A 13,251-nucleotide genomic window follows, 5' to 3' on the forward strand; every position below is an offset into this window, starting at 1 on the left:
AGCGTTCACTGAAGTCGCTGCCGCGTGGCGTCAACTCGACCGCTCAAACCCCCCGAAAACCCGCTCCCCCTGCACAACGGAGACAGTCAGATGGTTAGTTCGCGTTGGACGGCCGCCCCCGCTCAGGCGGCCTCTCCGCGTCGGCGTGGTGCCGTACTCGAACGCGCGATCCTGGAGGCTGCGCTGGAACAGCTCGGCACGGTCGGCTGGAACGGGCTCACGATGGAGGGTGTCGCGGCGCGCGCCCAGACCGGCAAGGCCGCGGTCTACCGTCGCTGGCCGTCCAAGGAGGATCTCGTCGCCGACGCGCTCCAGGCCGGGCTGCCGAACCAGGCCGAGGCGCCCGACCTGGGAAGTGTCCGGGAGGACCTGCTGGAGCTGTGCCGGCGGGTGCGTGACGCGATGTTCTCGCAGCCCGGATTCGCACTCCGATCGGTCCTTTACGAATGCGATGCGGCGCAGGCCGAACGTTTCCACCGAGTGATCATCGGCGGGGTCGTCGAGCCGACCATGCATCTGCTGCGAGAGGTCATCGACCGGGGAATCGAGCGGGGGGAGGTGCGTCCCGACGCCGCCAACTCCTATGTCTTCGATGCCATCCCCGCGATGATGATGTACCGCTCCAAGGTGTGCGCGAGCGAATGGAGCGACGAGGACCTGGCGGAGATGATCGACCAGCTGATGGTCCCGCTGCTGCGCAGCCGGGCCGCCTGAGTGGCCCCCCGGCGGCGGCCGGGGAAGCATTCGTCCGATGCTCCCGGGGTGGCCCGCGCGGACGGCTGAGCGACCCCCGTCCCGCCCCCCGCGTCGCTCGGGCAAACCTGGGTGTCGCGAGGGGCTCCGGGCGGCGTAGGCTGAGGGCGCCATGCCGTACGAACCACCCACTCACACCGTCGAGCGCTCCCTTCGCGCAACGACCGGAGCGAAGATCATTGCCGGTGTCGACGAGGTGGGGCGCGGTGCCTGGGCAGGCCCCGTCACCGTCTGCGCCGCCGTCACCGGACTGCGCCGGCCGCCCGAGGGCCTCACCGACTCCAAGCTCCTGACCGTCAAGCGGCGGACCTCGCTCGCGGCGGAACTGGAGAAGTGGGTGACGTCGTATGCCCTCGGGCACTCCTCCCCGGAGGAGATCGACGACCTCGGCATGACGGCCGCGCTGCGCCTCGCCGCCGTGCGCGCCCTGGAAGCCCTGCCGGTCCGTCCCGACGCGGTCATCCTCGACGGGAAGCACGACTATCTGGGTGCTCCCTGGCGGGTCCGTACGGTGATCAAGGGCGACCGGTCGTGCGTCGCTGTCGCGGCTGCGTCGGTGATCGCCAAGGTTCAGCGCGACAAAATGATGGCCGAACTGGGTATCGACCATGCAGACTTCGGTTTTGCGGCCAACGCCGGGTACCCGTCGCCGGTCCACAAGGCCGCGCTGGAGGAGCGGGGCCCCACCCCGTACCACCGGTTGTCATGGGCGTATCTTGATGCGCTGCCCCAGTGGCGGCACCTCAAGAAGGTCCGCAGCTGGGCGGACGGAAGCGTTCCGGAGATCGAGGGCCAGCTCGGCTTCGATTTCTGACGATTCCGCTCGTACTCATGTGCCACCCGCCGACGCGAGTCGCACCGGCGTTTGATAGATATCAGCTCATGCCTCTCATTCCCGAGGAGCCTCAGATTCACGAGAGTGCCCAGGGTCCCCGCGTCACTCCGGCCACCGGCCGCAGCGCGCAGACCCCCCGCCCCGTACCCGGCCCCCGTCCCGCGGCACCGCCGCGTCCCGGCCGACCGGGTCCTGTCCGGCCGATGCCGGCGCAACGCACGCCGCGCGAGTCGGCCGTGCCTACGCCGGGACCGGCCGCCCCGAAGGCCGCAGCCGCTGCGGTCGCCCCGCAGATCCAGCTGATCCCGGCCTCGGCCGAGGGTGCGCTGGACGCCGCCGAAGAGGCCGTCGACCTGCTGCTGGAGTCGGGCCGCGCTCCGGGTGAGGTGCTGGTGATCACCACCGGCGACCCGCACCCGTGGGCCGCGCACGAGCTCTCCTTCGGCGAGGCCGCGTACTGGACGCAGCACGACGCGGGCGACGACGTCTTCTACGCCGACGCCTCCGTCGCGGGCCGGGCCGCGTCCCGTCCCGTGGTCGTGGTCGCGGTCAACGGCGGTCCTGACACCGCTGCCGCCACCGCGCTGCCCCTGGCCCACGGCCGGGCCGGTGCCCTGCTGATCGTCTGCGGCGACCCGCAGCAGATCAACTCGGTGCTGGGCGCGGGCGTCTGACCGACTTCCGGACACGGTCCGGGAATCGTTCGGAGGGACGCTGAGGTGCCGCCGCGGCGGCACCTGTACGGCGGTCCTTGTCGCGGCGAGACCTGCACGGCGGTCATTTCGGCGTACCCGCGCGCGGGTGACGGGCTGTGCCGCGTGCCGCACCCTCGGTGCGCAGCCGCGGCCGGCAGACGTCTCGCGGACGGCTCGCCATGTGCCGCCGAGAACGGAGTGCGTCCTCGGCGTACGTCTTCGTCCTTCGGTGAGCGCCTGCTCCGGTCTCTGGAGCACCACACATCCCGGAGGGCGGCTCGGTCGTCCCGGGGCAACCGGGACTGACCCTGGTGTCTCCGGGTGGAGGCGGTGCCCTCGGACGGATGGTCGTGCGCCTGCACCTCGGCTGACCGTGGTCTGTGCTCATGAGCCTCGGCCGGCGGATCATCCCCTCCCGCACTCGACGGGCGCGAGGTGGCCACCATCCAGTCTGCCGACGGTCGCGACCACTGCTCCTTGCCTTCGTGGTGCCCCGGCCCGGAGCGGGCGCCCCACAGGGGCGCCATGGCTCAGCGCGCGGCTGCCCTGCGAAGGACCTCCGACGCGGCGCCTCCGGTGCGCGGCAGCGGTGGCACCTCGGACAGCGCGAAGGGCTCCGGCGGCGAGTCCGCATTGGGGCGGCGTCCGCCACGGCCCTCGCCGAGCACCTGCCACCCGTCGCGGGTCAGGGTGATGTACGCCCCGCAGCGCAGCCCGTGCAGCGTGCAGGCGTCCCGCAGCCCCCACATCCAGGCCCCGTCCTCCTCCGTCCAACGCGCGTCGCCGTCACGGCAGTACATCAGTACGGCCGTGCGTACCGGCGTGCGGCGGCGCAGGTCGTGCGGGATGACCCGGCGCAGCTGCGACAGCAGCGCGTTGCGGAACATCCAGCCGTCGGCCGGAGCCGGGCGCCGGATGAACGAGGCACTCGCGTTCAGCCGCTCGTCCGGATCCAGGACGGCCACGATCGCGGTCGAAGGCTTGGGCCGATGCCTGGCGTGCAGCCCGCTGACGACCTCCCGGGGATTGCGCAGCAGCGGAATCCCCGCGGAGGCCCACTCGGCGGGTTCGAGCATCCGGGCCAGTGGGTTGGTGGACGGGTCGGCAGACGTCGACATGGACGCCGCCGAGGACGGAGCGAATCCGAAGGTCACGGTCCTCCCTTCGGCTACGCGCCCACACAGCGGGCGGGGGTCGGACTTGGGGGAGCGCACGCCGCAGCAGAGCCCTACCGGACCACGGGCGAGCCGTGCGGGGAGCGGACTTCAATTCTTCCTGTCGAACTTGGTTGCGGCAACGAGCAATTGGGACGGCGGACCGTTTTCGGGCTATGTGTGACCTATATCCTTGCCCAAGGTTTCGGGCGGCGATGCACGCGTCACGCCTGAACGGCCAGGACCAGGGGCAACACTCCCTGGGCTCCCGCTCTGCGGAGCATGCGCGCGACCACGGCGAGTGTCCAACCGGTCTCCGTCGCGTCGTCCACGAGCAGGACGGGACCGTGCGCCTCCTTCAGGGCCGCTGCCAACTCGGTCGGTACGGTCAGCGCTCCGTCGAGCGCCTTCAGCCGCTGCGCGCTGTTGCTCCGAGAGATCTGCTGCGCCTCGCCGATGTACTCCACGGAACCGAGCAGCGGCAGCCTGCCGACGTCCGCGATCCGAGCCCCCAAGGACCCGACCAGCTGCGGCCGTCGCCGCGATGCCACGGTCACGACGCCGACCGGACGGGGCTGCGCGTCGGGCTGCCCCGAAGCCCAGCCGCCGGGGCCCTTCGCCCAGTCCGCCAACACGCCGACGACAGCATTGGCGACATCGTCCGGAACAGGGCCGTCGGGGGCCTGGGGCGCGAGCATGGGGCGCAGCCGGTTGCCCCAGCCGATGTCCGAGAGTCGTCCCAAGGCGCGTCCGGGCGCGGCCTGTTCGCCGGCGGGGATACGGCCCTTCAGGTCGACGCCGACCGCGGGCAGGCCCGTGGGCCACATCTTCCGGGGTTCGACCTCCACACCCGCACGGCCGAGCTCTCCGTTGGCCGCGTCGAGTGCCGCGGCTGACACGACGGCCTCGAACCGTGCGCCCGCGCAGTTGTCGCAGCGCCTGCACGGCGCCGCACCCTCGTCGTCCAGCTGACGTCGCAGGAACTCCATCCGGCACCCGGTCGTCGTGACGTAGTCCCGCATCGCCTGCTGCTCGGTCGCCCGCTGCTTGGCGACCCAGGCGTAGCGCTCGGTGTCGTACGTCCACGGGTTGCCGGTGGAGATCCAGCCGCCCTGGACCCTGCGTACGGCTCCGTCCACGTCGAGCACCTTGAGCATGGTCTCCAAGCGGGACCTGCGCAGCTCCACGAGTGGTTCCAAGGCGGGCAGCGAGAGCGGGCGGTCGGCCCGTGACAACACGTCCAGTGTGCGACGCACCTGCTCCTCGGGCGGGAAGGCGATCGACGCGAAGTACTCCCAGATCGCCTGGTCCTCCATGCCGGGCAGGAGCAGCACCTCGGCGTGCTTCACACCGCGGCCGGCGCGCCCCACCTGCTGGTAGTAGGCGATGGGGGAGGAGGGCGACCCCAGGTGCACCACGAAACCCAGGTCGGGTTTGTCGAACCCCATCCCCAGCGCCGACGTGGCGACCAGGGCCTTGACCCGGTTGGCGAGGAGGTCCTCCTCGGCCTGCTGGCGGTCCGCGTTCTCCGTCTTGCCGGTGTACGACGCCACCGTGTGGCCGCTCTGGCGCAGGAACGCGGTGACCTCCTCGGCGGCGGCGACGGTGAGCGTGTAGATGATGCCGGAGCCGGGCAGGTCCCCCAGATGCTCGGCGAGCCAGGCCATCCGGTGGGCCGCGTCGGGCAGCCGGAGGACACCGAGGCTCAGGCTCTCGCGGTCCAGGGGCCCGCGCAGCACGAGTGCGTCGGTGCTGGCTCCGGTGCCCAGCTGCTCGGCCACGTCGGCCGTCACGCGCGCGTTGGCCGTCGCGGTCGTGGCCAGGACGGGCACGCCGGGCGGGAGGTCGGCGAGCATGGTGCGCAGGCGGCGGTAGTCCGGCCGGAAGTCGTGACCCCAGTCGGAGATGCAGTGCGCCTCGTCGACCACGAGCAGACCGGTCGCGGCGGCCAGCTTGGGCAGGACCTGGTCGCGGAAGTCCGGGTTGTTCAGCCGCTCGGGGCTGACCAGGAGGACATCGACCTCGCTCGCGGCGACCTCGGCCTGGATCGTCTCCCACTCCTCCGTGTTGGAGGAGTTGATCGTCCTCGCGTGGATTCCGGCGCGCGCCGCCGCCTCCACCTGGTTGCGCATGAGGGCGAGGAGCGGCGAGACGATCACCGTGGGGCCCGCGCCCCTCTCGCGCAGCAGCGCGGTCGCGACGAAGTACACCGCGGACTTGCCCCAGCCGGTGCGCTGGACCACCAGGGCTCTGCGCTTGTCGGCCACCAGCGCCTCGATGGCGCGCCACTGGTCCTCGCGCAGCCGGGCCTCGCCCGGGCGGGCACCGACGAGTCGCGCCAGTACGGCGTCGGCCGCCGTGCGCAGGGTCTCGTCCTTGGCAGGCGCGGGGTCGGGGGCTGTGGGTCGCGGGTCTTCGTTGGTCATGACCCCATGCAACCCGATGGGTCGGACATCGCGCGAACGAGCCGGACGAGCTGTGGACAAATTCTGTCGTGGCCATGCTCGTGGTTATCCACAGGGGTAAGCGGAATTTTGGCATCCGCGGGATGGTCACGGCATGACGAATCACGACGAAGCGACCGGCAGGTCCGGCGACGAGGACATCAGCGGGCTCGGCGGCGCGTGCCGCGGACAGCGCGAGTACACCCTGCCCGCGGGACGCGAAGCGCGCACGGGGGCCGCGGCGGCGGCCGAGCCCGTGGCGCGGTCGGGGTGTGACGGAGACGACGGTCGAGCGGGAGGCGACGATGCCGGGCGGGGCTCGGACGGGGAGGGGAGCAGCGGACAGGTGGTGGATCGGTGCGGGAGCGCGGGCGGCGCTGCGGTCGACGCGGACGGTGCCGGGCTCGAGGAGGACACGGGGGACGGAGGGCCCGCCGCTCGACGGTCTGGCGGTGCCGTGTCGGCTCGACTCGAGAGTGAAGGCGAGGGTCTGAGGCAGGCCGGATCCGGTCGGTTCGTGGGGCTCGGCACTTCCGAACACTTCGGCGGTCACGCAGTCTCCGCAGCCGTCCACGGACCCGGTCGCGGTGGTGGGGAGCACCAGGTCACCCTGCGCACCCCCGCGGAGCTGGCCGACGCCCTGCCCTATCTGCTCGGTTACCGTCCCGAGGACAGCATCGTCCTGGTCGCTCTGCACGACCGGGACCGGCGAGGGCGTTTCGGCGGGCGCGCCCGGCTCGGCATCCCTCGCCACGCGGAGGACTGGCCGTCCGCTGCCGAGCAACTGGCACAGGGGTTGGTGAAGGGCAGCGAGCGCAGGGGTGCCCGGCCCGAGAGCATGGTCCTCTTCCTCTGCCGTGAACCGGAAAGCGGGGAGTCCGGGCAAGAGGTCGTGGAGCGTCTGCGTCCGCTCGCGCAACTGCTGCGGACGGCGTGCGGTCGCCTGGACGTCCCCGTGGTCGAGGGCCTGTGCATCTCCGACGGCCGATTCTGGTCCTACGTGTGCCCCGGGCAGGGGTGTTGTCCGCCCGAGGGGCACACGATGGGGTTGCCCGGGACGTCCGTCCTCGCCGCCGCCGCGACCTACGCGGGACTCCAAGTCCGCGGATCCCTGAAGGAACTGACCGAGCGGCTCCTCCCTTGGGAGACGTCGGCCGCCCGGGAACAGGAAGCCGCGCTCGACACCGCGAGCATGGCGCTCGTCCCGAGGATTCTGGACGCGGAAGGCCGAGCGGCGGTGGCCGAGCAGTCCCTGGAACTGGCGGGGCGGATCATGAAGCGCCTCACCGACACCCCGCCGGTGTCGGGGACACGCCCCGCGGACCTTCGTGACGACTCGCTATTGGAGCACGAGGAGGCCGCGACGCTGATCCTCGGTCTCCAGGACCGCACCACTCGCGACCGTGCCGCCCAGTGGATGGAGGGCGACGAGGCCGGCCCGGCGCTGCGTCTGTGGCGGGCGCTGGCCCGCCGCTGCGTCGGCCCCTACCGTGAGCACGCGGCGGCACCCCTCACGCTCGCGGGCTGGGTCGCCTGGTCCACGGGCGACGAACTGGAAGCCCGCGAAGCCCTGGCCATGGCTCTTGGCGCCGACCCCGACTACCTCTTCGCACGCCTCCTGCACCAGGCGTGCAACGAGGGACTGGACCCCGAGTCCGTCCGGCGGTGCCTACGTGCGGAGCGCACGGAGCGTGCCGCCGAAGGGCGTGCCTCCGAAGGCGGGGAGGGGGAGCAGCCCACCGGATGCGCGACACCCGCACCAGCCTCGGCCGCACCCGACATGAGGGTGCGCGCGGCAGGGGCGCAGGAAGCGAAGTCCCGCGCGCTCGCCCCTGCCACGCGACGTCGACATCGGTCACGCTCGGCTGCCCGCGGCGTGGCTCGCTCGGGCCGCCGCAGCGCACAGGCGGCGAACGCCCGCCGACGTGGGCCCACCGACGGGACCTCGCCCAGCGGGGACGGACCAGGACGCGCGGAGGCCCAGGCTCCCGGTCGCCCACGCGCGCACCGCGAGGGCGGTCGTCGCGGGGCGGGCGAGGACGACTGAATCAGGCACGGCGGCCGTTGCGGACAGCCGAGCAACGGTGCGGGGTCGGCTGCGCGGGCCACTGTCCTGCGGCGCACCGCCATTCGGCCGGGCCCGTCCGCAGGGCACACCGCCATTCGGTCGGCTTCCCCGGCCGAAGGCGTGACCTGGGGCGGGGGCGTTCCGTTCACCTGAGTGGCGGAAGCCGTGGCCGGGCCCCGCCGCCCCTGTGCCCCCGATCCCCACGGAGTCCACCACCCGGCGCCGAGCGCGCTCAAGGCGCACCGAGCGCGGAGGAACTGTCCATGACCTTGCCCATCCCCTCCCCGGCTTCCGGCGATGACCGTCCGCCCGCGCGCGAGACGGCAAGGCCCGTCAGACCTGGGGACAACGCGTCCACCCCGTTCGCCAGAAGCGGCGCTGCCTCGTCCTCCCACCCCGGAACATGCGGGCCCGCGGCTCTCCAGGCCGCGCACTTCGTGCCGCGCGGTGCGGGGAACCTGCCGCCTGCTCATACGGCCCTGATCTGTGTCGCGCTGCCGGGGCTGGTGATCTCCACGGAGCAGGGGCAGCTGACGGGGCGAGGGCTGGAAGGGTTCTACCGAGCGGGGCGGCGCTTGCTCTCCCGTTGCCACGTACGGATCGCGGGCCGGGAGCCGCTCGTCGTGCAGGCGCGGATGGTCGGGGCCGACACGGCGCGTTTCGTGGGGACGCTGCGCGCATCCCCCGACGCCGGCCCCGACCCGGATGTGATCGTCGAGCGGACGCGGTACGCGGACGGCACCGAGCGGATCACGTTGCAGAGCGCTGCCGCCCGCACGCTGCGTCTGCCCGTCGAGGTCGCCCTCGGTACGGACCTCGCGGAACTCGGCTCGGTCGCCCTCGGTCGGTCCGGGCCCGAACTGCCCGCCAGCGTCCACGACTCCGGCCTTCGCTGGTCCGGCGCCACCGGACACTCGGCCGTCACCGCCGACCCCCCGCCCACCGACGCGCTGGCCGCCGCCGGACTGCTGCGCTGGGAGCTCGAACTGCCGCCGGGCGCGACCCGGAGCGTGGAACTGCGCGTACGGCCGGACGGAGCGGGATCCATCAGGACAGCCGGACGTGGCCCCGGGCCGTTCGCCGCGCCCCGTGCGGGGGGCGACGACCCCAGGGCCGGGGCACTCATGCGTACATGCGTCGACGATCTTCAGGCGTTGCTGCTGCGGGACCCCGAGCATCCGGCCGACGTGCATCTCGCGGCGGGGGCTCCCTGGCGGTGTGGCCTGGCGCCGGCCGAGGCGCTCGTCGCGGCGCGGATGACGCTTCCGCTCGGTACGCGGCTGGCCGCGGGCACCATGCGGACACTGGCCCGAACCCAACTCGCCGGTCCGGGAGGCCGGTCCGGTCTGATTCCCGGGCCCCGCCGGGACGCGGGACCGCACCTGCCGCCAGGCTGCACGGCGACAGAGGCGACCCTGATGTTCCCGGTGCTCCTCGCCGAGGCCCGACGCTGGGGACTGCCGCAGCAAGAGGTGGAGGAGTTGCTGCCCACGGCCGAGCAGTGTCTCAAGTGGCTGCGGACCATGGTCGGTGACGGCGTCTATCTGTCCGACCCGCACCCCGGCGGGGCGCTGCGCTGCGAGACACAGGTGCACGCGCACCGTGCGGCCTTGCTGGGTGCCGACCTCCTCGATGAAGTCGGCCGGCCGGGCGCCCCCGAGCTGCGGCAATGGGCCCAGGAGCTGCGGACCGCGTTCCGTGATGAGTTCTGGATCGAGGACCTGGGCGGCGGCAGACCGGTCGCGGCCCGCACTCGGGACGGGCGCCTGGTGCCGTATCTGGGTTCGGCCGCGGCGCACCTCCTCGACACCGGCCTCCTGGGGTCGGGGGAGCTGGCTCCCGGACTGCTCGACAAGGTGCGGACCGAACAGCTCGCCCGGCTGCTGGGTGGCCCGGCCATGGACTCGGGCTGGGGGCTGCGCGGCCTGGGCACCAAGGAGCCGGGGTACAACGCGTTCGGTCACCGTGCCGGTGCCGTGCGCGTCCAGGACTCGGCGATCGCCGTCGCGGGGCTCGCCGCCTCGGGCTACGAGAAGGAGGCGAGTTCCCTGCTCAGGGGCGTACTGGCGGCGGCCGAGGCGTTCGGCCACCGGCTGCCCGAGATGTACGCGGGGGAACAGCGCACGGAGGGTGGCACCCCGGTGCCCCATCCGGCGGCCTCCCGGCCGGCGGCCACGGCGGCCGGCGCCGGCGTGCTGCTGCTCGCCTCGCTGGCCGGGATCCGTCCGGACGCCCCGGCCGGGACAGTGACGCTGCGACCGATCCGGTGCGCACCGCTGGGCGAGATCGTGCTGACGGGGCTGCGGGTCTGCGGCGCCCCGTTCTCCGTGCGCGTCAGCCGGCTCGGTCTCGTCATGGTCGAGGAGGCGGCCGATGGACTGCAGTTGGGGGTATGACGCGGCGGTCACGTTCCTGGACGGAGGCTGACGCGGGCCGATCGACGGAGTACGGGACCGAAGTGGATCAACTGCGTACGCGGCTGACGAAGGAGGTGTTTATCGTCAGGCAGACGACTATGATCGCGGCATGCCCTACGACCCGTCGGCCTTTCCGCCCTTTGCCGTGACCGTGGACCTGGTCGTGCTGACCGTGCGCCGCCATGCCCTGTGCGCGCTGGCGGTACGACGGGGCGAGCAGCCGTTCCAGGGGCGATGGGCGCTTCCCGGCGGCTTCGTACGGGCCGACGAGGACCTCGCGCAGGCCGCCGCGCGCGAGCTGGTCGAGGAGACCGGGCTGCGGGCCCACGACCCGTCCGCGCCCGCGCAGGACAACGGCGCGCACCTGGAACAACTCGCCACCTATGGCGACCCCAAGCGCGACCCCCGGATGCGGGTGGTCAGCGTCGCCCATCTCGCCCTGGCCCCCGATCTGCCCGCGCCCCGGGCGGGCGGTGACGCCAACAGTGCCCGCTGGGCACCCGTCGAGGAACTGTTGCAACAGGGCGGATACGGCCGGGACGGAGAGCAGGCGGCGCCCCTCGCCTTCGACCATGCGCAGATCCTGTCGGACGGCGTCGAGCGTGCCCGGTCGAAGATCGAGTACTCGTCGCTGGCGACCGCGTTCTGCCCGACCGAGTTCACCGTGGGTGAGCTGCGCCGCGTCTACGAGGCGGTGTGGGGTGTGGCACTCGACCCGCGCAACTTCCACCGCAAGGTGACGGGCACGCCCGGCTTCCTGGTGCCCACGGGCGGTACGACCACGCGCCAGGGCGGTCGCCCGGCCCAGCTCTTCCGCGCGGGCGGCGCCACGCTGCTCAATCCGCCGATGCTGCGTCCCGAGGTCTGAGCAAGGCCTGGAGAGGCAGGTGGGGGCGCCGCGGCGAGGGGGTGGCGGCGCGAGTTGTCGGGCCCCGCTCGAGACAGGCCGCAAGGTGCCCGGAAAACCCGAATTGTCGCGCTATCTTGCTGTGAGTGATCCAGGCCATCGGACTGACCAGCAACCCCCGCAAGGAGCTTCGGGCCGCCGTCGACGACGTGTCCTTCGAGGCGCTCGCGGGCCGTGTCACAGCGGTCCTCGGGGCCCCCGGTGCGGGCAAGACGACGGTGCTGAAGCTCATGCTCGAACTCCAACAGGGCCGCGGTGTCGCCTGCTTCAGAGGCCGGCCGCTGCATCGCATCGCCCACCCCTCGCGTGAGGTCGGCGTGCTCATGGGCGAGGTGCCCGGCCACCCGGCGCGCACGGTGAGCGGCCAACTCCGCATGCTGTGCGCGGCCGCCGGGGTGCCCGTGCGCCGCGCGGACGAGGTGCTCGAAGTCGTCGGGCTCGTCGGCCTCCGTGACGAGCGCCTGGGCACCCTGTCGCGCGGCATGGACCGCCGCCTCGGCCTTGCGTGTGCGCTCCTGTCGGATCCGCACACGCTCGTCCTCGACGAACCCTCCGACGGACTCTCCGCCCGTGAAGCCCGTTGGCTGCACGGGATTCTGCGCGCCCACGCCGCCCAGGGCGGCACGGTGCTGTTCACCACGAACGACCCCAAGGAGGCCGCACGCACGGCCGACCGGATCGTCACGCTGGAGCAGGGCCGGGTCGTCGCCGACCAGGAGGCCGCCGACTTCGCTCGCACCCGGCTCCGCCCCAGGGTCGCCGTCCGCAGCCCGCACGCCGCCCGGCTCGGCGCGCTGCTGGCCAAAGAGGCCCGCTCCGCCCAGCGTTCCGTGGAGGTCGTGCGGGAGGACGGCAACCGGCTCTCCGTGTACGGCAGCACCTGCGCAGACGTCGGCGAGACGGCTTTCCGGCATGGCATCCTCGTCCATCAACTCGCCGACGAGATCGGCGACATGAAGCCGGTCGGCGCACAAGCGGAGGGCAGCGGCAGCGGCAGTGACGGTGACGGCGTTGTCGACGGGGGAAATGTCGTGGGTGACGGCGGTACCTCGGGTCCGGCCGGGACGCCGTCCTCGAACGCCGCCTCCCCCCTGCCGCCTCCCATCGCGGTACGCCAGGCCCGGAGCCCGCTGCGTCCGCTGCGCTACGAACTGCGGCGCGCCGCGGGGGTGGGCACCGGCTACCTCACCGCGGCAGCCGTTCTCGTCACCTCGGCCCTCCTGTCCGTCATCCTGGCGAGGATCGGTCACACGCCCCAGCCGCGCCTGCTGGCCGCGTGGCCGCGGGAATTTCCCCTGCCGCCCGCCGCGCTCGGCGCCGGGCTGCTGGGCGCGGTGGCCTTCGGTGAGGAGTTCCGTCACCCCGCGCTGGCCACGGACCGCGGCACCGTCCCCCGCCGTCTGGGGCTGCTCGCGGCCAAACTCCTGCTCGCCTCGGTCACCGCACTGGCCCTGGCCTTCCTCGCCGTCGGATGCGACCTCGAGATGCTCTACCTCGTCTACGGACGGGAGCTCGCCGCGATCCCCGCGGACTGGCTCTCCCTGACGGTGAGTTGGACCGGGCTGGTGGTGGGCTGCGCCTGGGCGGGGGTACTGGCCGCGGGTCTCTTCCGTTCCACGACCGCCGGGCTCGCCGCGGTGCTCGCCGTACCGGTCCTCGTCGTACCGCTCGTACAGAAGGTCTGGGAGGGGCCGTCCGTACGGACCGCCGCCGGATTCCCCCTGAGGCTGCGCGAGCTGGTGATGATGCAGTGGCCGTTCGGGGGCGAGCGTTTCCTGACGGCCGGTGTGCGGATGGTCGCCCAACCCGTGGGCGGTGCCCTGATGTTGTCGCTGACCGCCCTGCTCTGCGCATATCTGCTCACCACACTGCGGAGCAGGGTCCGATGACGACCGTCCGCGCCCTTCCGTTCCCGGTGTGCGCACAACTCCCCGAAGAACGCCCATTTCTTTCCGATAAGGCGTCAATTGCGACGGGG

At 72.6% G+C, this 13,251-nt stretch carries 9 protein-coding genes; 7 read left to right on the top strand and 2 right to left on the bottom strand.

Annotated features, from left to right (window positions below):
• Positions 1-90 precede the first annotated feature (90 nt).
• The 3 genes from ACZ4IF_RS12125 to ACZ4IF_RS12135 all read left to right on the top strand — a co-directional run bounded on the left by ACZ4IF_RS12125 (position 91) and on the right by ACZ4IF_RS12135 (position 2,262).
• Positions 91-714: a TetR/AcrR family transcriptional regulator gene (locus ACZ4IF_RS12125; protein ID WP_467561898.1), complete on the top strand. Its 624-nt coding sequence runs from the start codon at positions 91-93 to the stop codon at positions 712-714.
• A gap of 151 nt (positions 715-865) precedes the next feature.
• Positions 866-1,567 (top strand): ribonuclease HII, encoded by a 702-nt coding sequence (locus ACZ4IF_RS12130; RefSeq protein WP_467561900.1) that lies wholly within the window; start codon positions 866-868, stop codon positions 1,565-1,567.
• Between the two features lie 68 nt (positions 1,568-1,635).
• Entirely contained in the window at positions 1,636-2,262 is a 627-nt protein-coding gene (locus ACZ4IF_RS12135) for a hypothetical protein (protein ID WP_467561902.1), read from the top strand.
• A 551-nt stretch (positions 2,263-2,813) separates the two neighbouring features.
• Here the strand turns inward: ACZ4IF_RS12135 and ACZ4IF_RS12140 are convergent.
• Positions 2,814-3,437 (bottom strand): hypothetical protein, encoded by a 624-nt coding sequence (locus ACZ4IF_RS12140; protein ID WP_359492907.1) that lies wholly within the window; start codon positions 3,435-3,437, stop codon positions 2,814-2,816.
• Positions 3,438-3,661: 224 nt separating this feature from the next.
• On the bottom strand, positions 3,662-5,863 hold the full coding sequence (locus tag ACZ4IF_RS12145; RefSeq protein WP_467561904.1) for a RecQ family ATP-dependent DNA helicase: 2,202 nt from the start codon (positions 5,861-5,863) through the stop codon (positions 3,662-3,664).
• Positions 5,864-6,398: 535 nt separating this feature from the next.
• On the opposite strand from ACZ4IF_RS12145, the gene ACZ4IF_RS12150 reads away from it, so the two are divergent.
• From ACZ4IF_RS12150 to ACZ4IF_RS12165, 4 genes are all read left to right on the top strand, one after another.
• Positions 6,399-7,928 (top strand): DUF4192 domain-containing protein, encoded by a 1,530-nt coding sequence (locus tag ACZ4IF_RS12150; protein ID WP_467561906.1) that lies wholly within the window; start codon positions 6,399-6,401, stop codon positions 7,926-7,928.
• Positions 7,929-8,212: 284 nt separating this feature from the next.
• Positions 8,213-10,345: a glycogen debranching N-terminal domain-containing protein gene (locus ACZ4IF_RS12155; protein WP_467561908.1), complete on the top strand. Its 2,133-nt coding sequence runs from the start codon at positions 8,213-8,215 to the stop codon at positions 10,343-10,345.
• A gap of 130 nt (positions 10,346-10,475) precedes the next feature.
• Positions 10,476-11,234, top strand: a complete 759-nt coding sequence (locus ACZ4IF_RS12160; RefSeq protein ID WP_028802298.1) for an NUDIX hydrolase — start codon at positions 10,476-10,478, stop codon at positions 11,232-11,234.
• A gap of 125 nt (positions 11,235-11,359) precedes the next feature.
• Positions 11,360-13,162, top strand: coding sequence for an ABC transporter ATP-binding protein (locus ACZ4IF_RS12165; protein WP_467561910.1), 1,803 nt, complete (start codon positions 11,360-11,362; stop codon positions 13,160-13,162).
• Positions 13,163-13,251: the final 89 nt, after the last annotated feature.

It is taken from the genome of Streptomyces sp. NPDC025784 (genome assembly GCF_055558435.1).